Annotated in this window: 20 protein-coding genes; 13 read left to right on the plus strand and 7 right to left on the minus strand. The window is 63.8% G+C overall.

Going from position 1 to position 21,828, the window contains the following annotated elements:
* Positions 1–35: 35 nt before the first annotated feature.
* From G3572_RS06635 to G3572_RS06660, 6 genes are all read left to right on the plus strand, one after another.
* Positions 36–1,124: an ABC transporter permease gene (locus tag G3572_RS06635; protein ID WP_164610083.1), complete on the plus strand. Its 1,089-nt coding sequence runs from the start codon at positions 36–38 to the stop codon at positions 1,122–1,124.
* Positions 1,124–2,053 carry an ABC transporter permease gene (locus G3572_RS06640; protein ID WP_435530961.1) on the plus strand — a complete coding sequence of 310 codons (930 nt, stop codon included), beginning with the start codon at positions 1,124–1,126 and terminating at the stop codon, positions 2,051–2,053. Before G3572_RS06635 ends, G3572_RS06640 begins: the two co-directional genes overlap by 1 nt.
* Before the next feature lie 49 nt (positions 2,054–2,102).
* The gene (locus tag G3572_RS06645; RefSeq protein ID WP_164610085.1) at positions 2,103–3,194 is read left to right on the plus strand and encodes a BMP family ABC transporter substrate-binding protein; all 1,092 of its coding nucleotides are present in this window, start codon (positions 2,103–2,105) and stop codon (positions 3,192–3,194) included.
* A 132-nt stretch (positions 3,195–3,326) separates the two neighbouring features.
* Positions 3,327–4,403 carry an NAD(P)/FAD-dependent oxidoreductase gene (locus G3572_RS06650; RefSeq protein ID WP_164610087.1) on the plus strand — a complete coding sequence of 359 codons (1,077 nt, stop codon included), beginning with the start codon at positions 3,327–3,329 and terminating at the stop codon, positions 4,401–4,403.
* Positions 4,404–4,495: 92 nt separating this feature from the next.
* Positions 4,496–4,837, plus strand: a complete 342-nt coding sequence (locus G3572_RS06655) for a carboxymuconolactone decarboxylase family protein (RefSeq protein ID WP_164610089.1) — start codon at positions 4,496–4,498, stop codon at positions 4,835–4,837.
* 82 nt (positions 4,838–4,919) lie between these two features.
* Positions 4,920–5,753, plus strand: a complete 834-nt coding sequence (locus G3572_RS06660; protein ID WP_164610091.1) for a glycoside hydrolase family 25 protein — start codon at positions 4,920–4,922, stop codon at positions 5,751–5,753.
* 46 nt (positions 5,754–5,799) lie between these two features.
* On the opposite strand, the gene G3572_RS06665 is transcribed toward G3572_RS06660, so the two are convergent.
* Positions 5,800–8,298, minus strand: coding sequence for a GcvT family protein (locus tag G3572_RS06665; RefSeq protein WP_164610093.1), 2,499 nt, complete (start codon positions 8,296–8,298; stop codon positions 5,800–5,802).
* Between the two features lie 399 nt (positions 8,299–8,697).
* On the opposite strand from G3572_RS06665, the gene G3572_RS06670 reads away from it, so the two are divergent.
* Positions 8,698–9,699 carry a PRC-barrel domain-containing protein gene (locus G3572_RS06670; protein WP_164610094.1) on the plus strand — a complete coding sequence of 334 codons (1,002 nt, stop codon included), beginning with the start codon at positions 8,698–8,700 and terminating at the stop codon, positions 9,697–9,699.
* 56 nt (positions 9,700–9,755) lie between these two features.
* Here G3572_RS06670 and G3572_RS06675 read toward each other — a convergent pair whose 3' ends face one another.
* From G3572_RS06675 to G3572_RS06685, 3 genes are read right to left on the minus strand one after another with little or no spacing between them, the layout of a single operon-like run.
* On the minus strand, positions 9,756–10,544 hold the full coding sequence (locus G3572_RS06675) for an iron chelate uptake ABC transporter family permease subunit (protein ID WP_164610096.1): 789 nt from the start codon (positions 10,542–10,544) through the stop codon (positions 9,756–9,758).
* Positions 10,537–11,301 (minus strand): metal ABC transporter ATP-binding protein, encoded by a 765-nt coding sequence (locus G3572_RS06680; protein ID WP_164610098.1) that lies wholly within the window; start codon positions 11,299–11,301, stop codon positions 10,537–10,539. The genes G3572_RS06675 and G3572_RS06680 overlap by 8 nt, the downstream gene beginning before the upstream one ends.
* The gene (locus G3572_RS06685) at positions 11,298–11,849 is read right to left on the minus strand and encodes a transcriptional repressor (RefSeq protein WP_164610100.1); all 552 of its coding nucleotides are present in this window, start codon (positions 11,847–11,849) and stop codon (positions 11,298–11,300) included. The genes G3572_RS06680 and G3572_RS06685 overlap by 4 nt, the downstream gene beginning before the upstream one ends.
* A 77-nt stretch (positions 11,850–11,926) precedes the next feature.
* Here G3572_RS06685 and G3572_RS06690 point away from each other — a divergent pair, with 77 nt between their 5' ends.
* Positions 11,927–13,030, plus strand: a complete 1,104-nt coding sequence (locus tag G3572_RS06690) for a zinc ABC transporter substrate-binding protein (protein WP_164610102.1) — start codon at positions 11,927–11,929, stop codon at positions 13,028–13,030.
* Positions 13,031–13,091: 61 nt separating this feature from the next.
* Here the strand turns inward: G3572_RS06690 and G3572_RS06695 are convergent, their stop codons facing one another.
* On the minus strand, positions 13,092–14,330 hold the full coding sequence (locus tag G3572_RS06695; RefSeq protein WP_164610104.1) for a urate hydroxylase PuuD: 1,239 nt from the start codon (positions 14,328–14,330) through the stop codon (positions 13,092–13,094).
* A gap of 113 nt (positions 14,331–14,443) precedes the next feature.
* On the opposite strand from G3572_RS06695, the gene G3572_RS06700 reads away from it, so the two are divergent.
* Positions 14,444–15,361 (plus strand): LysR family transcriptional regulator, encoded by a 918-nt coding sequence (locus G3572_RS06700; RefSeq protein WP_164610106.1) that lies wholly within the window; start codon positions 14,444–14,446, stop codon positions 15,359–15,361.
* A 57-nt stretch (positions 15,362–15,418) separates the two neighbouring features.
* Here the strand turns inward: G3572_RS06700 and G3572_RS06705 are convergent, their stop codons facing one another.
* Together G3572_RS06705 and uraH are read right to left on the minus strand one after the other, a co-directional pair.
* A complete protein-coding gene (locus G3572_RS06705; protein WP_164610108.1) occupies positions 15,419–16,885 on the minus strand; it encodes a hypothetical protein in 1,467 nt (488 codons plus the stop codon).
* Between the two features lie 98 nt (positions 16,886–16,983).
* Positions 16,984–17,337, minus strand: a complete 354-nt coding sequence (uraH, locus tag G3572_RS06710; RefSeq protein WP_164610110.1) for a hydroxyisourate hydrolase — start codon at positions 17,335–17,337, stop codon at positions 16,984–16,986.
* Between the two features lie 156 nt (positions 17,338–17,493).
* Here uraH and puuE point away from each other — a divergent pair, with 156 nt between their 5' ends.
* From puuE to G3572_RS06730, 4 genes are all read left to right on the plus strand, one after another.
* Positions 17,494–18,909 (plus strand): allantoinase PuuE, encoded by a 1,416-nt coding sequence (puuE, locus tag G3572_RS06715; RefSeq protein WP_164610112.1) that lies wholly within the window; start codon positions 17,494–17,496, stop codon positions 18,907–18,909.
* The gene (locus G3572_RS06720; RefSeq protein ID WP_164610114.1) at positions 18,906–19,748 is read left to right on the plus strand and encodes a bifunctional allantoicase/(S)-ureidoglycine aminohydrolase; all 843 of its coding nucleotides are present in this window, start codon (positions 18,906–18,908) and stop codon (positions 19,746–19,748) included. The genes puuE and G3572_RS06720 overlap by 4 nt, the downstream gene beginning before the upstream one ends.
* A gap of 80 nt (positions 19,749–19,828) precedes the next feature.
* Positions 19,829–20,305, plus strand: a complete 477-nt coding sequence (locus G3572_RS06725) for an ureidoglycolate lyase (RefSeq protein WP_205518634.1) — start codon at positions 19,829–19,831, stop codon at positions 20,303–20,305.
* Between the two features lie 77 nt (positions 20,306–20,382).
* The gene (locus G3572_RS06730) at positions 20,383–21,798 is read left to right on the plus strand and encodes a uracil-xanthine permease family protein (RefSeq protein ID WP_164610117.1); all 1,416 of its coding nucleotides are present in this window, start codon (positions 20,383–20,385) and stop codon (positions 21,796–21,798) included.
* Positions 21,799–21,828: the final 30 nt, after the last annotated feature.

A 21,828-nucleotide genomic window follows, 5' to 3' on the forward strand; every position in this document is an offset into this window, starting at 1 on the left:
GTAACCAGTGTTGAACAGATGAAGGGGCCAAAAGCATGATCCGGCTCGAAAAACGACCCTCGCCAAGCCGGTTCTGGCAAGGGGCTACCCCCGTGCTGGCGGTGGTGCTGACCATGATCGCGGGCGGGCTGATGTTCGCAGCCCTTGGCAAGAACCCCTTCGATGCCATTCGCACGATCTTCTGGGACCCGCTGTTCCATCCGCAATTTGCCAGCTATTCGCGCCCGCAATTGCTGGTCAAGGCCGCGCCGCTGATCCTGATCGCGATTGGCCTGTCCCTCGGCTTTCGCGCCGGGATCTGGAATATCGGGGCCGAGGGACAATACATCATGGGCGCGCTGCTGGGGGCTGGCGTGGGGCTGGCGTTCTATCCGGCGGATCTGTGGTTCATCTTTCCCCTGATGGTGGTGGCAGGCGCCTTCGGCGGTTGGGTCTGGGCGATGATCCCCGCCATCTTGCGCACCCGCTTCAACACCAATGAAATCCTTGTCAGCCTGCTGATGGTCTACATCGCCGAAAACATCCTGTCGTCGATGTCGCTGGGCCTGCTGCGAAATCCCGAAGGCGGGGGCTTTCCGGGCAGCCGCAACCTGAGCCAGTATCCGGCGGCATCCAATCCCGAAATGATCGCAGGCACCGGCATGCATTGGGGGGTGATCGCGGCGCTGATGGCGGTGATCGCGGCCTATGTCCTGCTGCAGCGCCATATCCTTGGCTTTCACATCAAGCTGGCCGGTCAGGCGCCGCGCGCCGCGCGATACGCAGGCGTGAACCCCACGGGTCTTGTCCTGCTGTGCATGGGCATTTCGGGCGCGCTTGCCGGTCTTGCGGGCCTCTTCGAGGTGGCAGGCCCTGCCGGCCGCATCAGCATCGATTTCAACGTAGGCTACGGCTTTACCGCGATCATCGTCGCCTTCCTCGGGCGGCTGAACCCGATCGGGATTCTTCTGGCGGGGCTCTTGATGGCGCTGACCTATATCGGCGGCGAGCTTGCGCAATTCATGCTTGGCCTGCCCGCCGCTGCCATTCAGGCCTTTCAGGGGATGCTCCTGTTCTTCCTGCTGGCGGTCGATCTGCTGAGCAATTACCGCATTCGTCTGGGCTACAAGAAGGAGGCGATCTGATGATCGGGGGCATTGATCCTGCGCTGCTGATATCCGCGCTGATGGTGGCCTCGGTGCCGATCCTGCTGGCGGCCATCGGCGAGTTGGTGGTGGAACGCGCCGGGGTGCTGAACCTTGGTGTCGAAGGCATGATGATCATGGGGGCGGTCTGCGGCTTCATCATGGCCGTGCAGACAGGCAGCGCCCTGCTGGGGTTTGTGGGCGGGGCCTTGGGCGGCGCGGCGCTGTCGCTGATCTTTGCCCTGCTGACGCAGGTTCTGCTGGCCAATCAGGTGGCCTCGGGCCTTGCGCTGACTCTGTTCGGGTTGGGCCTGTCCTCGCTGATCGGGCAGAGTTTTGTCGGCATCCGCCCGCCCTCGACCGGCACCGTTCCCTTTGGCCCACTGGCGGATATTCCGTTTCTGGGCCGGGTGCTTTTCCGACATGACTGGGTCGTTTACGCCTCTGTCGCCCTGGTCGCGGCAACGTGGTGGATGCTGAAGGCAACCCGCATGGGCCTGATCCTGCGGGCGGTTGGCGAAAGCCATGATGCCGCCCATGCCTTGGGTTACAAGGTGCGCAAGATCCGCGTGCTGGCAATCCTGTTCGGCGGGGCGATGGCAGGCTTGGGCGGCGCTTATGTCAGCCTCGTGCGGGTGCCGCAATGGACCGATGGCATCACCGCCGGCGCGGGCTGGATCGCGCTTGCGATCGTCGTCTTTGCCTCATGGCGGCCTTGGCGCGCACTGGTCGGCGCCTATCTTTTTGGCGGGATCACGGTGCTTCAGCTTAATTTGCAGGCGGCAGGTGCGCGAATTCCGGTCGAATACTTGTCGATGTCGCCGTATCTGATAACGATCATCGTGTTGGTCATCATGTCATCGGGCCGCGGCAAGGCCAGTCTGAATGCTCCGGCGAGTCTGGGGAAGAATTTTCACGCCTCGCGTTGAGGCTCAATCAAACCAGGGCTGGTCAACGGCCCTCATCAGGGAGACGACTATGAAACGCAGAACACTTCTGGCCACAGCCGCGCTCGGGCTTGGTCTTGCCTTCGGCGGCAGCGCAAGTGCGCAGGGGATGGACAAGGTCAAGGCCTGCTTTGTCTATGTGGGGCCGATCGGTGATCTGGGCTGGACCTACCAGCACCACCAAGGCGCGCTGGAACTGGTGGAAACCTATGGCGACAAGGTGGAAATCGCGTTTCAGGAAAACGTGCCCGAAGGTGCGGATGCCGAGCGTGTGCTGACCCAGATGGCGCTTTCGGGCTGCAACATCATCTTCACCACCTCTTTCGGCTATATGGACCCGACCAACACGGTCGCGGCCAAGTTCCCCGACATCAAGTTCGAGCATGCCACCGGCTACAAGCGCGAGCATCCGAATGTGTCCACCTATAACGCGCGCTTCTACGAAGGCCGCGCGATTCAGGGCCACATCGCGGGCAAGATGACCAAGACCAACAAGATCGGCTACATCGGCTCCTTCCCGATCCCCGAGGTGGTGATGGGCATCAACAGCTATTACCTGCACGCCAAGAAGGTGAACCCCGATGTCGAGTTGTCGGTGGTCTGGGCCTTCACATGGTTCGATCCGGCGAAAGAGGCCGACTCGGCAAAGGCGCTGATCGATCAGGGCGTCGACGTGATCGCCAGCCACACCGACTCGACCGCACCCTTGGCCGAGGCTGCCAAGACGAATGGCGCCGTGATCGGCTTCGGTCAGGCGTCCGACATGGCGGATTACAAGCCAAGCCCGCGCGTGTCCTCGATCATCGACAACTGGGCGCCCTATTACGTCAAACGCGTCGGCCAGTTGCTGGATGGCACCTATGAGCAAGTCGACAGCTGGGCCGGTATTCCGGAAGGCGAGGTCGAGATCGGCGAGATCACCGACGCGGTTCCGGCTGACGTGAAGGCCGAGGCCGAAGCGATGCGCGATGCGATTGCGGCGGGCACCTATCATCCCTTCACCGGACCGATCAACAAGCAGGACGGCTCTGTCTGGCTGGCCGAAGGCGCGGTTGCTCCCGACGGCGATCTGCTGGGCATGAACTTCTATGTCGAAGGCATCTCGGGCGATATCCCGAAGTGATCTTCTGATCTGCCAAACGAAAGGCCCGCGCCACGCGCGGGCCTTTTGCGTTGGAACAGGGCGGCCTGTCTTGCAGAACACGCCGCCGCGTGATCCTTGTCTTGCAACGGCAAATCAAGGCGGGGATGCAGGATGCAGGCGGATGTGGCGATCATCGGGGGCGGTATTGCCGGCGTTTCACTGGCAGCGCGCCTTGCCCCCCATGCCTCGGTGATCCTGCTCGAAGCCGAGGCCAGCCTTGCGCATCATGCCTCCAGCCGGTCCGCCGCGCTGTTCGAACCGCGTTACGGCAGTCCGGCGGTTGTAGAGCTTTCCCTTGCCTCCGAGACCTTCTTTCAGACCACGCCGGGCATCTTGTCGCCGCGCGGCCTGATGATGGTGGGCGGCGCAGGTGACGAGGCGGCCTTTGCCAGCGAGTCTGCGCCAATGGCGCTGGACCCGATCTCGCTGGCCGAGGCGCAGGCCATGGTGCCGATCCTGAACCTTGACCGCATCACGCAGGCCGCCTGGTCATCTCAGGCCTGGGACATTGACACTGACCTGTTGTTGCAAGGGTTCGCCCGCGAAGCACGAGCGGCGGGGGCCACAGTGCTGACGCGCGCAGCGGTCAGCGCGATCCGCCGCGACGGGGCAATCTGGCACCTGAACACCGCGCAGGGGCCGGTCAGCGCGGGGATCATCGTCAATGCCGCCGGAGCATGGGTCGATCAGATCGCCGCTCTGGCGGGGGTGGTGCCGCTGGGGTTCACCCCCTATCGGCGATCGATGGCGCGCATTCCTGCGCCGGCGGGGCACGACACGTCCCGCTGGCCGATGATCTTTGGCGCGGGAGAGGCATGGTATGCCAAACCTGACGCCGGTGCGCTGATCGTCTCTCCGGCCGAGGAAGACGCGGCAGAGCCCCATGACGCATGGGCCGATGACATGGTGCTTGCCGAAGGTCTGGCGCGGTATGAGTCGATGGTGACCGAACCCGTGACCCGTCTGTTGTCAAGCTGGGCCGGTCTGCGCACCTTTGCCCCCGACCGTTCGCTGGTGATCGGGGCCGACAAGCGGGAGCCAACCTTCTTCTGGCTGGCAGGACAGGGAGGCCAAGGCTTTCAGTCTTGCCCCGCCGCCAGCACGCTCGCCGCCGACCTGATCCTTGGCCGCAGGCCAGACTTGCCCCCGGCACTGGTGCAAGCCCTGTCTCCGGCGCGCCTCGAGTAACATTCACACTACTGAATGTAACTTGACCCAGATCAAGGTCGCCCGTTCTGCGGCGTGGCATGCCTCGCGCATAGGCCGGAAAGGACTGCAGCATGACCTATCGAAGCAAGATCACCGCGATGCGCAGCGAGTTGCGCAGCATGAACAAACTGATCCCGCAAACCACCGCCGCCTTTGCCGACTTGTCAAAGACGGTAAAGGACAGCGGGCCGCTTGCGGTGAAAGAAAAGGAATACGTCGCGCTTGCCATCGCGATCACCCAGCGCTGCGAGCCGTGCATCACCTTTCATGTCGAGGCGCTGATGAAAGCCGGCGCCAGCCGCGACGAGCTTGGCGGCGTTCTGGAAATGTGCATCCAGATGGGCGGCGGTCCGGCACTGATGTATGCCGCCCACGCGCTAGCCTGCTGGGACGAACTGGCCGCCCCCGCCTGAACCGGCGGAGCCCCGCCGAAAGGCTGCGGCAAGAGCGCCGCAAACGGGTGACAGGGGAAGCGTTTTGCGGCACGGTCCGGACATGACCGACAAGCCTTTCCCCCTCCTTTCCCGCGCCTTGCCGCTTTGCCTGATGCTCGGGCTCGCCGCCTGCGGCAGCCCCGCCCCGCAAGGCCGTGCCCCCTTGCCAAACGCTGCTGCGACCAGCCTGCCGATGGGCGTTGTCACTGCTCCCAATTTTGGCGACCGCAAGCCGCATCCGTGGGACGGGCGCGCTCCCTCGGCCTATGCCGTGCATGGCACCGACACCTCGCGCTATCAGCCGCCGGTGGATTGGGCCCTGGCGCGGGCAAACGGGGTGAACTTCACCTTTGTGAAAGCCACGGAAGGGGCGGATGATACCGATCCGATGTTCCGGCAACATTGGGATGGTGCGCGGGCGGCGGGAGTGGCCACGGGGGCCTATCATTTCTGGTATCATTGCGCGACAGGTCGGGCTCAGGCGCAAAACTACATCCGGCAGGTACCGCGCGCCACAGGGGCCTTGCCGCCGGTGCTCGATCTGGAATGGACCCCGTTTTCGCCGACCTGCACCCGCCGCCCGCCGCAGGCAGAGCTTCTGGCCGAGGCACAGACCTTTATCGACATGGTCGCGCGGCATTACGGGCAGATGCCGATCGTCTACGTCAGCCCCGATATCTTCAAGGATCGCGAACTCTGGCGCTTGCGTGGGGTCGAATTCTGGCTGCGGTCGGTGGCAGGTCACCCGTCACAGGTCTATCCCGGCACCCGCTGGACCTTCTGGCAGTATTCCGGAACCGGACAAATTCCGGGCAAGCCGGGAGATGGCGATCTGAATGTCTTTGCAGGCTCGCCGGCAGAGTGGCGCGCGTGGCTCGCGCGGCGCACCCGATAGGCCCCAGGCGTGGTCAGGGCCGGGGCCATGCGCCCCGGCCACCGCTTCACCCGTCGATGCGGATGCGTGCGTTCGTCGGATCGAACGGGCTGTCTTCCACAACCACCGCATCCCATTCCTGCCGCAACATCTTGACCTTGAGCTTGGTGCCGACCTCGGCCAGTTCCGGGCGCACATAGCCCATGCCGATCTGCTTGCCAAAGGCCACCGAATAGCCGCCCGAGGTCAGCCGCCCGACCTTCTCGCCGTTCAGCAAGATCGCTTCCTTGCCCCAAGGATCGGCATCCGCCGGTCCGTCGATCAGCAGGGTGCAGCATTTGGACCGGATGCCGGTGGCCAGCATCGCCTCTTTGCCCTGAAAATCCTTGCTCAGATCGACAAAGCGGTCCAGCGCGGCCTCGAGCGGGGTGGCGTCGCGGCCCAGTTCATTGCCAAAGGCGCGATAGGATTTTTCCTGACGCAGCCAGTTCTGCGCCCGTGCGCCCACCAGTTTCATGCCATGCTTTTCGCCTGCCTTGAGCAAAAGCTCCCACAGGTGACGCTGCATCTCGATGGGATGGTGCAACTCCCAGCCAAGTTCGCCCGTATAGGCCACACGGATGGCGCGCACAGGCACCATGCCAAGCTCGATGTTGCGCATCGACAGCCACGGGAAACGCTTGTTGGAAAGCACGGTTTCAGGGTTCGCGTCTTTGACGATCTCTTGCAGGATCTTGCGGGCGTTGGGGCCGGCCAGTGCAAAGACGCCCCATTGTGTTGTCACGTCGTGGATGTCGATATGGCCGAACTCCGGCGCCTTGTCCTCGGCGCATTTGCGCAGGAAATCGCCGTCATAATCTGTCCACGCCCCCGCCGAGACGCAGTAATACTCATCCTGCGCCAGCCGCACGATGGTGTATTCGGTGCGCGTTGTGCCGTTGGGGGTCAGCGCATAGGTCAGGTTGATGCGGCCCACGGCAGGCAGCTTGTTGCAGGTCAGCCAGTCGAGGAACTTGGTTGCACCCGGACCACGGACCAGATGCTTGGTAAAGGCGGTCGCGTCGATCAGACCGGCAGTCTCGCGGATGGCTTTTGCCTCTTCCACGGCATACTGCCACCACCCCCCGCGCCGGAAGCTGCGGGTGTTGTGGTCAAAATCCTCGGGCGCATCCTTCGGCCCGTAATAGATCGGGCGCTCCCAGCCGTTCACCTGCCCGAACTGCGCGCCAAGCGCCTTCTGCCGGTCATAGACCGGTGCCGTGCGCAGGGGGCGGCAGGCTTCGCGTTCTTCATCGGGGTGGTGCAGGATGAAGACATGCTCGTAGCATTCCTCGTTCTTGCGCGCCGCATACTCCGTCGTCATCCACTGGCCATAACGGCGCGGGTCGAGGGAGGCCATATCGATCTCGGCCTCGCCCTGCGTCATCATCTGCGCAAGGTAATAGCCCGTGCCACCCGCCGCGGTGATGCCAAAGCTGAAGCCTTCGGCGATCCACATGTTGCGCAGTCCCGGAACGGGACCGACCAGCGGGTTGCCATCGGGCGTATAGCAGATCGGGCCGTTGAAATCATCCTTGAGGCCGACGGTTTCCGAGGACGGCAGGCGATGGATCATCGACATGTATTCGCCTTCGATCCGTTCCAGATCCAGCGGGAACAGGTCTGCGCGGAACGATTCCGGCACGTCATAGAGGAAGCGGGCGGGTGCGTTGCGCTCATAAGGGCCAAGGATCCAGCCGCCACGCTCTTCGCGCACATACCATTTGGCATCGGCGTCGCGCAGGACAGGGTGCTCGGGGTTGCCGGCCTTGCGCCATGCGACCAGCGCCGGATCGGGTTCGGTGACGATATACTGGTGCTCGACCGGAATGGCCGGAATCTTCACGCCCAAGAGACGCGCGGTGCGCTGCGCATGGTTGCCCGTTGCCGTCACCACATGCTCGGCACGAATCTCGAAGGTTTCATCCGAGGCAACAAGATTGCCGCCCTGTTCCACCATCCGCGCGCAGGTGACGATCCATTCCGAGCCCGTCCAGCGGTACCCGTTAACCTGAATCTTCCGCTCGATCGTCGCACCCAGCTGGCGCGCGCCCTTGGCCATAGCCTGCGTCACGTCGGCCGGATTGATGTAACCGTCCTGCGGATGATACAGCGCGCCGACAAGGTCTTCGGTGCGCAGAAGCGGCCAGCGGTCCTTCATTTCCTTGGGCGTCAGGAATTCATGATAGACTCCGGCGGTTTCGGCCACCGAGGAATAGAGCATGTATTCGTCCATCCGCTCTTGCCGCTGCGCCATCCGCAGGTTGCCCACCACAGCAAAACCTGCGTTCAGGCCGGTTTCGGCCTCCAGCGACTTGTAGAAATCGACCGAGTATTTGTGGATATGCGTGGTCGCATAGCTCATGTTGAACAGCGGCAGCAGCCCTGCCGCGTGCCATGTCGAACCGGCGGTCAGCTCGTCACGCTCCACCAGCATCGTATCCCACCCCGCCTTTGCCAGATGGTAGGCGATCCCGTTTCCGACGGCTCCGCCACCGACAACAAGGGCTTTGACATGCGTTTTCATTGGCGCTCTCCGGGATTGGCGTTTGTGCCATAAATGCCTGATCGGCACGAAGGCGGACAATATCCCCCGACCTTTGGCAGACGAAAACGACATCGGCGGCGGTATTGGAGGCGACAGCGCAGCGCAGGGGGTGCGGGCCTGTGATCCCAGCACGAAGGCTGCACGCAAGCCACGGCAAAAGGCGGCCCGAACCTTGGCTGCGCGCCCTGCGATGCGGGCGTAATTTCGCGCGTATTAAACTGGCGTTGCGGCAAAAAGTTCCGCCTCCGGTTGAAAACAAAAACACCCCCATTTTTGGAACGTAAGTCGATGCGGGGGGTTTGTTGTTCATACCGACGGCAGAGTGAGACGGAAGATTTCGCCCTCCCCCTGCTGTCTTCGCAAGAACAGGAGACGACCATGAAAAAGCTTTTTGGAACTTCCGCACTGGTTATGGCTCTGGCGATGCCCGCATTCGCTCAGGACGCCACCGCTCCGATGCCCGCAGATGGCAACATGGCCACCACGCAGGACACCATGGCACAGGGCAACATGGCGATGAACTCGCCGTATCTGGCAGGCATCGAGCGCGGCGTGCGCGCCTCTGACTTCATCGGCAAGCGTGTGTATGTGACCGAGCAGGACACCTCGACGATGTCGGTTGATGCCATCGCCGTTGCAGACACCGAATGGGACGATGCCGGTGAAATCTCCGACCTCATCATTTCGCTGAGCGGTGACGCAGAGGCAGTGCTGGTCGATTTCGGCGGCTTCCTCGGGATCGGTGAGAAAACCGTGGCCCTGTCGATGGCAAATCTGGTGATGGTGCCGGATTCGAACAGCCCCGATGACTATTTCATCGTGTTCCACGGCACCAAGGCCGAGCTGGAAGGCGCTCCGGAATTCGACGAGAACATGGTCTTCGAAGCCACCGCCACCAACACCGGCGTGAACAACACCACCGGCATGGCTGCCGATGGCACCGCACCTGTGGCCCCCGCCACGGACGGCATGGCGGCAACCGCTCCGGCGGATGGCGCGGCGACCACTGCTCCGGCTGACGGCACCGTTGGCACCACCGGCGGCGTGGTTGCAGACGGCACCATGACCGATGGCGCAATGACCAACAACGCCGAAATGGCCGATCTGTCCACCATGACGGAGACCGACCTGATCGGTAAGCGTGTGGTTGGCGTCAACGACGAAGACATCGGTGAAGTCAGCGCAGTGGCGATCGGTGCCAATGGCGCCATCGAAGGCGCGATTGTCGACGTCGGCGGCTTCCTCGGGATCGGTGAAAAGCGCGTGGCGCTTGGTTCCGACGCTCTGACCACCGTGCGCAATGCCGATGGCACCGTCGACCACTTCCGCGTGTCGATGACCCAAGACCAGCTGGAAACGCTGCCCGAATATCAGGGCTGATCTCTGGCAGTTTACGCGATGCGTAAGGAACGGGGTGGCGCAAGCCACCCCGTTTTTCATGCGCGCGGACGCGACAAGGCGGCGGTCACCGCGAAAATGCCCGCAGCGATCACAATGATGGACGGACCGGCGGGCGTGTCTTGCCAGAGCGACAGGTAAAGCCCGCCCAAGGCCGACACCGCCCCGATGCCGATGGCAAAAACCGCCATCGCTTCCGGCGTGCGGGACAGACTGCGCGCGGCGGCCGCAGGGATAATCAACATCGCCGCAATCAGCAGCGCCCCGACAACCTTGATCGCGACCGCAACCACGATGGCCAGGGCAACCGTCAGCGCCAGACGCTCCCGATCCGGGTTCAGGCCGCTGGCATGGGCAAGATCTTCGTTCAGCGTCGCGGTCAAGAGCGCCTGCCAGCGCCATGCCAGCAGGCCCAGAACCACGATCGCCCCGCCCCAGACAAAGGCCAGATCGCCCCGGCTGACCGCAAGGATATCGCCGAACAACCACGCCGACAGATCGGTGCGCACCCCCGGCACGAAAGACACCGCCACCAGACCGAAGGCCAGCGCCGAATGGGCCAGCACCCCCAGAGTGGTGTCCATCGCCCAGCCCTTTGCGGCCAAGGTAGCAACGGTCACCGCCATCGCCAGAGCCACAACCATGATGCCAAATCCGATCGGCAGATCACTGGCCAAGGCCAAAGCCACCCCCAGAATTGCGGCATGTGCCGTAGCATCGCCAAAATAGGCCATGCGCCGCCAGACCACGAAAGACCCCAAAGGCCCCGTGGCCAGCGACAGGCCCACACCCGCCAAGGCGGCGCGGGTCAGAAAATCATCAAGCATGGCTATGGTCATGAGCATGGGAGTGGGGATGGGCATGCGCGTGGTCATGGCCGTGGTCATGGTCATGCACATGCTGATAAAGCGCGAGCGCGCCCTTGGTGCCAAGGCCGAACAGGGCACGATACTCTGGTGCCGAAGACACCACATGCGGGGTGCCTTCGCAGCAGACATGGCCGTTGAGACAGACCACACGGTCACTCGCGGCCATCACCACATGCAGATCATGGCTGACCATCAGCACCGCCACACCGCTTTGCGCCCGCACATCCTCGATCAACTGGTAGAAACCCGCCTCGCCCGGCTGATCCAGCCCCTGTGTCGGCTCGTCCAGCACCAGAAGCTGCGGGTCGGACAGCAGGGCGCGCGCCAGCAGCACACGCTGCAACTGGCCGCCCGAAAGGCTCGACATCTGCATCTGTGCCACAGCGGGAACCCCGACACGGGCAAGCGCCTGACTGGCGGCGGCATCGCTCACGCGCACCGGCAAGGACAGGAAGCGCCGCACCGTCATCGGCAGGCTGCGATCCAGCGCCAGCCGCTGCGGCACATAGCCGATGCGCAGACCCGGCGCGCGCTGCACCCTGCCCTGCGCGGCTGGCACGATGCCAAGCAGCGCGCGCAGCAGCGTCGATTTGCCCGACCCGTTCGGGCCGACGATGGTGACGATCTCGCCGGGTTGCACGGCGATGGACACGTCATGCAGCACCTCGCTGCCGCCAAAGCGCACGCACAGGTGATCGGCCGCGATCAGCGTCATGGCGCGGCATCCCGGCAGGCGGGACAAAGACCCAGAGCCTCGATGTTCGAGCGTTCAATCACGAACCCCACGGCGTCGGCAGCGCGATCAAGCGCAGCCCGCACCGTGGCTGCCGGCGCTTCGGCAACCGTGTCGCAGGATTTGCAGATCAGGAAGGCAGGCGCATGTGGCTCGCCGGGATGCATGCAGGCGGCAAAGGCGTTCAGGCGGCGGATGCGATGCGCAAACCCCTGCTCGACCAGAAACTCCAGCGCCCGATAGGCCACCGGCGGCTGGTTGCCGAACCCGTCTGCCGCCAGTCGCTGCAGCACGTCATAGGCCCCCATCGCCTTGTGGTTCTCCAGCAGGATCTCCAGCACGCGGCGGCGCACCGGAGTCATCCGCGCACCCGAACCTGCCGCCAGCGCATCGGCGCGCGCCAGCACGTCGGCGGCACAATGGGCGTGGTCATGACGGGCAAAGGCCAGATCGGGCGCGGCGCAGCCGGGGCACTCGCCCGCCGTGTCGCCGTCCCGATGCGGATCGCCGGGCGCGTGGTCATGCGGCATAGCAGCCTCCTCATGGGTTGACCAGTTATGATATAACATACATAAGGCCAGCAGAGACGTTCAGAAAGGCCCATACGATGCGTTATATCATATCCTTCCTTTTGGCCAGCACCGCCCTGCCCGCCCTTGCCGAGGTGCCGCGCGTCGTCACCGATGTTCCGCCTGTCCACGCCATCGCGGCGCAGGTCATGGGCGATCTGGGGCAGCCGGAACTTCTGCTCGACCGTGGGGCCAATGCCCACAGCTACCAGATGCGCCCCAGTCAGGCCGCAAGTCTTGCCGATGCCGGACTGGTGATCTGGATCGGGCCGGAACTGACCCCGTGGATGGAGCGCGCCCTGAACGGGCTGTCACCCGATGTGCCGCGCCTTGCGCTGCTGGCGTCAGAGGGCACCTTCCGGCAGAACTACGGCGAGACCGGCGGACACGACCATGCGCACGAAGCCGAAGGCCATGACCACGGCCATGCCGAGGAAAAGGCCGCAGGGAAACACGAAGGGCATGACCACGCGGAACACGACCACGATCATGCGCAGGAGGCAAAGGCGGAGGATCATGGCCATGATCATGACCACGCCGGTCACGATCATGCAGAGCACGATCATGCAGGTCACGACCACGCCGGTCACGATCATGCAGATCATGGCGACCACGCGCACAGCGGGTTGGACCCGCATGCATGGCTGGACCCGGCGAATGCCAAGGTCTGGGTGGGCGCCATTGCCGCCGAATTGGCGCGGCTGGACCCCGAGAATGCCGCCACCTATCAGGCAAACGCCGCCGCCGCGCAGGCACGCATAGACGCGCTGGATGCAGAGCTTTCCGCGCTGCTGACCCCCGTCGCGGGCCAGCCCTTTGTGGTCTACCATGATGCCTATGGCTATTTTGCCAGCCATTACGGGCTGAACGTCGCGGGCACGGTGGCCCTTGGCGATGCAAGCTCACCCGGCGCGGCACGGCTTCGCGAATTGTCGCAAACCGTCGCTGCCGAAGACGGGCTTTGCCTCTTCCCCGAGGCGCAGCACGACCCCGCGCTTGTGGTGCAGATGGCCGATGGCACCACTGCCCGCATCGGCGCGGCACTTGACCCCGAAGGCAGCACCATCGAACCCGGCCCCGATGCCTATGATGCGTTGATGCGCGCGCTTGCCACCAACATCGTAGCCTGCCTCGAAGGCTGACGCCCGCCGCATGTGGCGCAAAAGGGCCGGTGCTGCACCGGCCCTTTTTGCTTGCCGCGGCCTAGCCTTCGATGCCGCCAAGACCCGCCGCGCGGAACCAGCGGATAATCGCAAGACGTTCCTCGGGCTCCATATAGCTCAGGTTGCCGGGCGGCATCGCATGGCTGACGCCCGCCTGAAGGTAGATGCGCCGCGCCTCATGCGCGATCTGCGCCTCGGTTTCCAGCACCACGCCCTTGGGCGGCCAGACCATGCCTTCCCAGTTCGGCTCGGCGGCATGGCACATGCTGCACCGCCCCTGCACGATGCCGACCACCTCATCGAAACCGGCAGCCGAGGCATGGCGCAAGGCCGCGCCCGACAGTGCGGCTTCGGGCTCCGGCACGGTGCGCAGCGGTGCGGTCGACAGCCACGCGATCACCAGAAACAGGATGGCGGTCAGCCCCCATGTCCAGTGCGGGTTCCCCTTGCGGGCGTGCTTGGTGTTGAACCAATGACGGATCGTCACCCCCATCAGGAACACGAGGCTGGCGATGATCCAGTTATATTGCGTCGCGAAAACCAGCGGGTAATGGTTCGACAGCATCAGGAACAGCACCGGCAGCGTCAGGTAATTGTTATGCGTGCTGCGCTGCTTGGCGATCTTGCCGTATTTGGCATCCGGTGTGCGCCCCGCCTTCAGGTCGGCCACCACGATCCGCTGGTTCGGCATGATGATCATGAACACATTCGCGCTCATGATGGTGGCGGTGAAGGCCCCCAGATGCAGCAGGGCGGCACGGCCCGAAAACACCTGCGTGTAGAACCACGACATCCCCACCAGCACCGCGAACAGCGCCACCATCAGCACGGTCTGATCGGCATTCACGAACACACGGCACAGGGTGTTGTAGGCCAGCCAGCCAAAGGCAAGCGAGGCCAGGGAAATCGCCACCGCCTGCCACACGGCCAGATCCATCACCTGCGGATCAATCAGGAACATCTCGGCGCCAAGGTAATAGACCAGCACCAGCATGGCGAAACCCGAAAGCCACGTCGCATAGCTCTCCCATTTGAACCATGTCAGGTGCTCGGGCATCATCGCGGGGGCAACCAGATATTTCTGGATGTGATAGAAGCCGCCGCCATGCACCTGCCACTCCTCGCCATGCGCCAGCGGTGGCAGGCTCGGGGTCTTGCGCAGGCCAAGGTCAAGCGCCACGAAATAGAACGAGGACCCGATCCATGCGATGGCCGTGATCACATGCAACCAGCGCACGCCAATCTCGACCCATTCCCACATCACCGCCAGATCATACATCGCGCGCTCCCCTGATTGCCTTTGCGAAACGCTATACCGGCGGGGTATCTTCTGTTAATCCAAAGAAATGCCGGATCACTTTCAAATCCTGCGATATAATGGGATGCGCCCAGATGTCCTACGTCAACACCATCCGCATGTTTGTCCGTGTCTATGAATTGGGCAGCATGAGTGGCGCGGCCCGCGACCAGCGCACTTCTCCGGCGGTTGCTTCGGCGCGAATCTCGGAACTGGAAAAGCATCTGGGCGTGCGCCTCTTCAACCGCACCACGCGCAGCCTGCAACCCACCGAGAATGGCCGCATCTTTTACGAAGGCGCGGTGCGAATACTCGAGGCGATCGAGGACGCCGAGGCGGCGGTGATGGATGTCACCCAGAATCCGCGCGGCACCATATTCGTTGCCGCGCCCCTCGGCATCGGGCGGCGCTTCATCGCGCCGCATGTTCCGGCCTTCAAAGACCTTTACCCGCTGATCGATGTGCGCCTGCGCCTGTCTGACCGGGGGGTCGATGTTGTCAGCGAAGGCATCGACGTGGCCTTTCACCTCGGGATTCTGGACGACAGCACGCTCAAGGTGCGGCTGATCGCCGACTGCCAGCGGGTGCTTTGCGCGGCCCCGGATTACATAGCACGGCGCGGCATGCCCGAGGACGGGGCAGCGCTTGTGCGCGACCGGCACGATTGCCTGAACCTGCGCTATCCGGGGGCGAAAGAGTTCCAGTGGACCCTGACCACCCCCGATGGCCCGCGACGGTTCGAAATCACCGGTCCCTATGAGTCGGATGATGGCGATGTGCTGACGCATTGGGCGCTCAGCGGGCGGGGCATCGTGATGAAACCGCAGTTCGAGGTTGCCGAGCATCTGCGCTCGGGCGCGCTGGTACCGGTGGCGGTCGCCACCCCGCCGCTTGCGGTGCAGCTGTCCAGCCTCAGCCAGCACCGGCGGCTCAAAGACCCGAAGGTGCGGCTGTTCACCGATTACATGGCCGCGCGGATGAAGGACGAACTGCGCCGCGCCATCGACGGCTGACACAGACGCAAGACGCCCGCGCCGGGTGGCGCGGGCGTCTCATGTGGGTCGGGCCGCTTACTGGATCTGCTGGCCGTTCACAAAGATCGAGCCGCCCTCGCGCGCTTCGATCTTGGAGGTCAGCACATCATCGCCCGCAGGCTGGCCGAACATGGCCATCATCATGCGCGCGCCCATCGCGTCTTCCTCGGTCATCACGCCCAGTTTGATCAGCGCGTCAATCACCTTGTTGCCCCCTTCGAGGCGCACATCGGCGGTGCCGACGGGCAGCGGCGGGCCCCCCATAGCCACCATCGAATTGTCAAAGGTGAAGGCCCCGCTTCCCGTCGCCGCGGCGCCCAAAGCCTTGATCGCCAGCGTGCGGATGTCGAGCGACTGCAATTCCGGCATGGTGGCAGGCGGCGTGCCGGTTTCACCCGCCGCCATCAGGTCCAGCATGTCGATCTTTGCCTTGCCGCCAAGGTCCAGCGCGACATCCAGCGGGCCACGCTCCAGCACGGCGGACGGATCAACCATGCCCCACGCAGCCTCGTCGAACTCCAGATTTTCCAGCTTCAGCTCAAATCCGTAATCGCCAGCCTCATCCCCGGTCACCGTGGGCAAGCCGAGGCCCAGCACAAACGCGCCAGACGTGGCATTGACGGGCATAGGCAGCATCGGCGGGCGCAGGGAAAACTCCATCCCCTCGACGCTGGTCGACATCGCAACTTCCTCGGCATTCGCCGTCAGCGTCGTCACCCCGGGCTCGGTGGTGAAGACGACACTCAGGGGCATCGCTGCATTGTTTTCAACCATCTCCCCCTTGGAGACGCCCTGCGACGCTTCGAAGTCAAGGCCAAGGCCGGCACGCACTGCCGCGATGAAGCCTGCACTGTCCTGCAAGGCGGTCAGGTCGATCCCGTCCGGCAGCGTGATTTCCCCGCTCAGGACCAGATCGGCGGTCTCGCTGATCTGGGTGCTGTCGACCCCGATCGCCGGATCGACCTGCTTGATGTCATAGGCCAACCGCTCGGCCGACATGTCCACGCCCAGCGCGTCGAGACCCCGTGTATAGCGCCCGCCGACCGAGATCAGATCGAAAGTGCCTGCAAAGCTGCTGGCGCCGTCATCAATGTTCACAACCGCTTTCAGACTGTCCGCATCGATGCCATAGCCCAGACCACCCGCATCCTCGAAGGCGCTGACCGACAGTTCCTCATGGCTGATGACCACATTCGCCGGTCCGGTGTTCAGCAGCTTGATCTCGCCGGGGAAGAACGCCACGCTGCCGTCTTCCTGCTCGACAATGGCAAGCTCCGAAATCGTGGCAACCGCCGCCGCGCCGGTCGGCGCGATGCTGACCCCGTTCAGCGTCAACTCGCGGTCCCCCGGCACTTCGGTGGCGACGGTGATCGTCATGCCGCCCGCTGTCGCCGCAGCCTGCAAATCGGCCCAGACCTGATCGACCGTCAGGGCCGCATGGGCGGTGCCGCACATCAAGAACGCCATGACCGGCGCCGTCATCAATACCTTGGTCCTGAACATCTCATTCTCCCGGAAAGGCGTTTTACTTGTCGCAAGACAAAACCGCTTTCTCGGCAGAAGCGCAAGACAAGGTTTGCGGCAGCGTTGCCCCGAGCGGGTCAACTGCCCCGATAGGTCGAATAGGCGAAGGGAGAGATCAGCAACGGCACATGATAGTGCTGCGCGGCATCGGGCACCCCGAAACGGATGGGAATTTCGTTCAAAAACAACACATCACCAGATGCCTGCCCCGTCGCCCGCAGATAATCCCCCGCGAAGAACAGCAGCTCATACGTTCCGGCCTGCAGCGCATCACCGGCCAGAAGCGGGGCATCGGTGCGGCCATCACTGTTGGTCACAACCTCGGCAATCTTCTCGTGGGTGTCCCCGCTGACCCGATAAAGCCGGATTTTCACCCCTGCCGCCGGTTTGCCAAGTGCCGTGTCCAGCACATGCGTCGAAAGCCGCCCCATCGCCCACTCCTTGATCTGTTCTGCCTCTTATCACAGCACGAAAGCGCGTCCGATGCGACCATGTCATCACCGGATATGTCTTTCACGAATTTCTTGAAAAAATCCCGCATATTTCCGGCCTATCTTGCGGCAACGCTTGAAAGTGAGGGTTCGCAGGTGAACAGATACCCCCGAGATTTTCGCGGCCACGGCCCCGATGCCCCCGATGCAAAATGGCCCGGTGGCGCAAGGATCGCCATTTCTGTCGTGCTCAACTATGAAGAAGGCGGCGAGAACAACCTGTTGCACGGGGATGCCCAGTCCGAGGCCTTTCTGTCCGATATCGCCGGAGCCGCCCCCTGGCCGGGCATGCGGCACTGGAACATGGAATCGATCTATGACTATGGCGCGCGTGCCGGTTTCTGGCGCCTGCACCGCCTGTTCACCGAACGCGACATTCCCGTGACCATCTACGGCGTCACCTCTGCACTTGCCCGCAACCCCGAACAGGTGGCGGCCATGAAGGCGGCAGGCTGGGAGATCGCCAGCCACGGGCTGAAATGGGTCGACCACCGAGATATGCCAGAGGCCGAGGAAGCCGCCCAGATCGGGGAATCGTTCCGCCTGCACACCGAAGTGGTCGGCAGCCCGCCGCAGGGCTGGTATACCGGACGCTGCAGCATGAACACGGTGCGGCTGACCGCGCAGACGCATCGCCTTGCGTGGATTTCGGACACCTATGACGATGATCTGCCCTATTGGCTGGAAGTCGGCGACCATGACCAGCTGGTCATCCCCTATACCCTCGAAGCCAATGACATGCGCTTTGCCACCGCGCCGGGCTACATCACCGGAGAGCAGTTCTTCCAGTATCTCAAGGACAGCTTCGACACGCTCTATGCCGAAGGTCAGGCAGGCGCGGCCAAGATGTTCTCGATCGGCCTGCATTGCCGCCTGATCGGTCGTCCGGGCAAGATCGCGGGGCTGAAACGCTTTCTCGACTATGCGCAGGGGCATGAGGGCGTCTGGTTCCCCCGCCGCATCGACATTGCCGAACATTGGGCCAAGACCCATCCGCATCAGCGGCGCGAACGGCCCAGCCAGATGGACCGCGACCGCTTTGTCGCGCGCTTCGGCAGCATCTTCGAACACTCGCCGTGGATCGCCGAGCGCGCGCATTCGCTTGAACTCGGGCCAGCCCATGACAGCGCGGCGGGGCTGCACAACGCCCTTGCCCGCATGTTCCGCAGCGCCAGCCCCGCCGAACGACTGGGCGTGCTGCAGGCCCATCCCGATCTGGCAGGCAAACTCGCCGCCGCCAAACGGCTGACCCCCGAGTCCACCGCCGAACAATCCAGCGCCGCGCTGGATGCGCTCACCGACGACGAGCGGGCGCAGTTCGAACGCCTGAACGCGACCTATGTCGCCAAGCACGGCTTCCCCTTCATCATCGCCGTGCGGGACAACACCAAGGCCAGCATCCTTGCCGCCTTCGAAGCCCGCATCGGCAACGACACCGAAACCGAATTCGCCACCGCCTGCGCACAAGTGGAACGCATCGCCGAACTGCGGCTGAAAGACCTTTTGCCATGACCCAGTATTACGCCCCCACCGGCGGCCTGCCGCCGCAGACAAACCTGATGACCCAGCGCGCGGTTTTCACCAACGCCTATGCCTTCATCCCGCGCGGTTGCTTTTCCGATATCGTGACCAGCGCCCTGCCCGGTTGGCGCGACACCCGGCTCTGGCTGATCGCGCGGCCCATGTCGGGCTTTTCGGAAACCTTCAGCCAATATGTCATGGAGGTCGCACCCGGCGGCGGCTCCGACAGGCCCGACCCCGAGAACGGGGCCGAACACTGGCTGTTCTTCACCCAAGGGCTCGCGACCCTGACCCTTGACGGCACCGGTCACGAGATGGAAGCGGGCAGCTATGCCTATATCCCTGCCGGCACCCGCTGGACACTGCTCGCCGAAGGCGGCACGCCCGCGCGCTTCCACTGGTTGCGCAAGCTTTACGAACCGGCCCCCGGCCTCGACCGTCCCGATCCCATCCTCATCAACGAGCGGGATGTGCCGCTCAGCCTGATGCCCGACACCAATGGCGCTTGGGGAACCACGCGCTTTGCCGACCCCGCCGATCTGCGCCACGATGCCCATGTGAACATCGTCACCTTCCAGCCCGGCGGCACCATCCCGTTCGAGGAAACCCATGTGATGGAGCACGGGCTTTATGTGCTTCAGGGCAAGGCCGTCTACAAACTCAATCAGGACTGGGTCGAGGTGGAGGCGGGCGATTTCATGTGGCTGCGCGCCTATTGCCCGCAGGCCTGCTATGCCGCCGGCCCCGGCCCCTTCCGCTATCTGCTCTACAAGGACGTGAACCGGCACGCCAAACTGCGCGGCCCGGGCGGCTTTGGCGCGCTGCGCTGATCCCCGATCCGTTCCTGACGACCCCGAAGGGGGGCCGGGAGGCAAAGCCCCCGGCCCGCCGCAAGCCACAGGTGCCACAGATGCCGCAGATCATTGCCCAGCCCCTTACCGCCACCGCCTTCGCGCCCTTTGGCGATGTGCTGGAGGCCAGCGGCGATTTCCGTCTTATCAATGCAGGGCTTTGCCAGCGCCACCATGACCGCGCAAAGCTCGATTTCGGCCCCGATGGCCGGGCCGGAGTGTCGATCTTCAAGGCGGTTCCCCGCAGCCTGCCCTATGCCTTCGACCTGATCGAGCGCCACCCAGACGGCAGCCAGGCCTTTGTGCCGATGACGGCAGACCCGTTTCTGGTGATCGTCTCGCAGGGGCCGGAGGCGACGCCGCTCGCCTTTCTGACCGATGGCAGCCAAGGCATCAACCTTCATCGCGGCGTCTGGCACGGGGTGCTGACCCCGCTCCACGCCCCCGGCCTGTTTGCGGTGGTAGACCGGATCGGTCCCACCGCCAATCTGGAGGAACACCGCTACAGCGAAAGCTGGACGGTTCTCGCACCCTGAGGAGGGGGCGCAGCTAACCCCTCTGCATCCGGGCAGCGCAGAGGGTGAAAAAGATGCCCGAGGGAGAGGACCACACCATGACAAGTTCCGCTTTGGGAACCGCGCAGCAGATGCGCGACCCCGACTACATGCCGCCGCTCGGGCGGGCCGTTCCGCTGGGGATCCAGCATGTGCTGGCGATGTTCGTCTCGAACGTCACCCCCGCGATCATTGTCTGCGGCGCGGCCGGTATCGGCTTTGGCTCGGACCAGGGCGCGCTCGGCTTTCCGGACATGACCTACATGATCCAGATGTCGATGCTGTTCGCAGGCATCGCCACCCTGTTCCAGTCCATCGGCATGGGGCCGGTCGGCGCGCGTCTGCCCATCGTGCAGGGAACCTCTTTCGCCTTTGTGCCGATCATGATTCCCGCCGTTGCGGGGCTTGGCGCGGCAGGCCTAGGCGGGCTGATGACGGGCGTCATGATTGGCGGTCTGTTCCATTTCTGCCTTGGCTTCGTGATCGGCCGCATCCGTTATGCCCTGCCGCCGCTCGTCACCGGCCTGATCGTGCTGATGATCGGTCTGGCTCTGGTCAAGGTCGGCATCCAGTATGCGGCAGGCGGCGTTCCCGCGATGGAAGCCGGCATGCGCGCCATTGCCGAGGCCAAGGCCAATGGCACCCCCGTCGACTGGAGCACGATCCGCTTCGGCAGCTTTGCGCAATGGGCACCGGCGCTGGTCGTGATCCTTGTCACGCTGTCGATCAAGTTCTTTGTCCGGGGCTTCCTTGCGGTGGCGGCGGTGCTGGTCGGGATCATCGCCGGTTACATCGTGGCCCTGATGCTGGGTCAGGTCAGCTTTGTCGCCGTCGAGCGTGCAGGCCTCTTCGCCCTGCCCAACCCCTTCCGCTGGGGCTTCGAATTCAACGCGGCCATCGTCATCGGCATGTGCTTCATGGCAATCATTTCGGCCATTGAAACCGTCGGCGATGTCTCGGGCATCACCAAGGGCGGTGCCGGACGCGAGGCCACCGACAAGGAAATCGAGGGCGCGACCTTTGCCGATGGTGCAGGCACCGCGATTGCCGGAGTATTCGGCGGCCTGCCCAACACCTCTTTCAGCCAGAATGTCGGCCTCATCGCCATGACGGGGCTCATGAGCCGCCATGTCGTTACCATCGGCGCGATCTTCCTTATCATCTGCGGCCTCGTCCCCAAGATCGGGGCGGCCATCAACACGGTGCCGATCAACGTGCTGGGCGGCGGTGTTGTCGTCATGTTCGGCATGGTCTGCGCCGCAGGGGTCAACATGCTGTCGGAAGTGAAGTGGAACCGCCGCAACATGGTGATCTTCGCCACCGCCCTGTCGGTCAGCCTTGGCCTGCAACAGGTGCCAGAGGCGCTGCAGCACATGGGCCAGACGGCGCAAATCCTGCTGACATCGGGCCTCCTGCCAGCCGCCGCCATCGCCATCGGGCTGAATCTCCTGCTGCCCGAAGAAGCCGGCGAATAATAGCGCCAGACGCCAAGGCCGGGGTAGCCC

This window comes from Pseudotabrizicola algicola, assembly GCF_010915705.1.
GTDB lineage: Bacteria > Pseudomonadota > Alphaproteobacteria > Rhodobacterales > Rhodobacteraceae > Pseudotabrizicola > Pseudotabrizicola algicola.

What these genes read in the sequence shown, in the direction of transcription:
- uraH (WP_164610110.1), bottom strand. Translation starts at nt 17,337, where the DNA reads ATGGGGCGGCTTTCGACGCATGTGCTGGACACGGCACTTGGCAAACCG.
- G3572_RS06655 (WP_164610089.1), top strand. Translation starts at nt 4,496, where the DNA reads ATGACCTATCGAAGCAAGATCACCGCGATGCGCAGCGAGTTGCGCAGC.
- G3572_RS06640 (WP_435530961.1), top strand. Translation starts at nt 1,124, where the DNA reads ATGATCGGGGGCATTGATCCTGCGCTGCTGATATCCGCGCTGATGGTG.
- G3572_RS06730 (WP_164610117.1), top strand. Translation starts at nt 20,383, where the DNA reads ATGACAAGTTCCGCTTTGGGAACCGCGCAGCAGATGCGCGACCCCGAC.
- G3572_RS06695 (WP_164610104.1), bottom strand. Translation starts at nt 14,330, where the DNA reads ATGTATGATCTGGCGGTGATGTGGGAATGGGTCGAGATTGGCGTGCGC.
- G3572_RS06700 (WP_164610106.1), top strand. Translation starts at nt 14,444, where the DNA reads ATGTCCTACGTCAACACCATCCGCATGTTTGTCCGTGTCTATGAATTG.
- G3572_RS06650 (WP_164610087.1), top strand. Translation starts at nt 3,327, where the DNA reads ATGCAGGCGGATGTGGCGATCATCGGGGGCGGTATTGCCGGCGTTTCA.
- G3572_RS06680 (WP_164610098.1), bottom strand. Translation starts at nt 11,301, where the DNA reads ATGACGCTGATCGCGGCCGATCACCTGTGCGTGCGCTTTGGCGGCAGC.
- G3572_RS06635 (WP_164610083.1), top strand. Translation starts at nt 36, where the DNA reads ATGATCCGGCTCGAAAAACGACCCTCGCCAAGCCGGTTCTGGCAAGGG.
- G3572_RS06690 (WP_164610102.1), top strand. Translation starts at nt 11,927, where the DNA reads ATGCGTTATATCATATCCTTCCTTTTGGCCAGCACCGCCCTGCCCGCC.
- G3572_RS06725 (WP_205518634.1), top strand. Translation starts at nt 19,829, where the DNA reads ATGCCGCAGATCATTGCCCAGCCCCTTACCGCCACCGCCTTCGCGCCC.
- G3572_RS06660 (WP_164610091.1), top strand. Translation starts at nt 4,920, where the DNA reads ATGACCGACAAGCCTTTCCCCCTCCTTTCCCGCGCCTTGCCGCTTTGC.
- G3572_RS06720 (WP_164610114.1), top strand. Translation starts at nt 18,906, where the DNA reads ATGACCCAGTATTACGCCCCCACCGGCGGCCTGCCGCCGCAGACAAAC.
- G3572_RS06645 (WP_164610085.1), top strand. Translation starts at nt 2,103, where the DNA reads ATGAAACGCAGAACACTTCTGGCCACAGCCGCGCTCGGGCTTGGTCTT.
- G3572_RS06675 (WP_164610096.1), bottom strand. Translation starts at nt 10,544, where the DNA reads ATGCTTGATGATTTTCTGACCCGCGCCGCCTTGGCGGGTGTGGGCCTG.
- G3572_RS06665 (WP_164610093.1), bottom strand. Translation starts at nt 8,298, where the DNA reads ATGAAAACGCATGTCAAAGCCCTTGTTGTCGGTGGCGGAGCCGTCGGA.
- G3572_RS06670 (WP_164610094.1), top strand. Translation starts at nt 8,698, where the DNA reads ATGAAAAAGCTTTTTGGAACTTCCGCACTGGTTATGGCTCTGGCGATG.
- G3572_RS06685 (WP_164610100.1), bottom strand. Translation starts at nt 11,849, where the DNA reads ATGCCGCATGACCACGCGCCCGGCGATCCGCATCGGGACGGCGACACG.
- G3572_RS06705 (WP_164610108.1), bottom strand. Translation starts at nt 16,885, where the DNA reads ATGTTCAGGACCAAGGTATTGATGACGGCGCCGGTCATGGCGTTCTTG.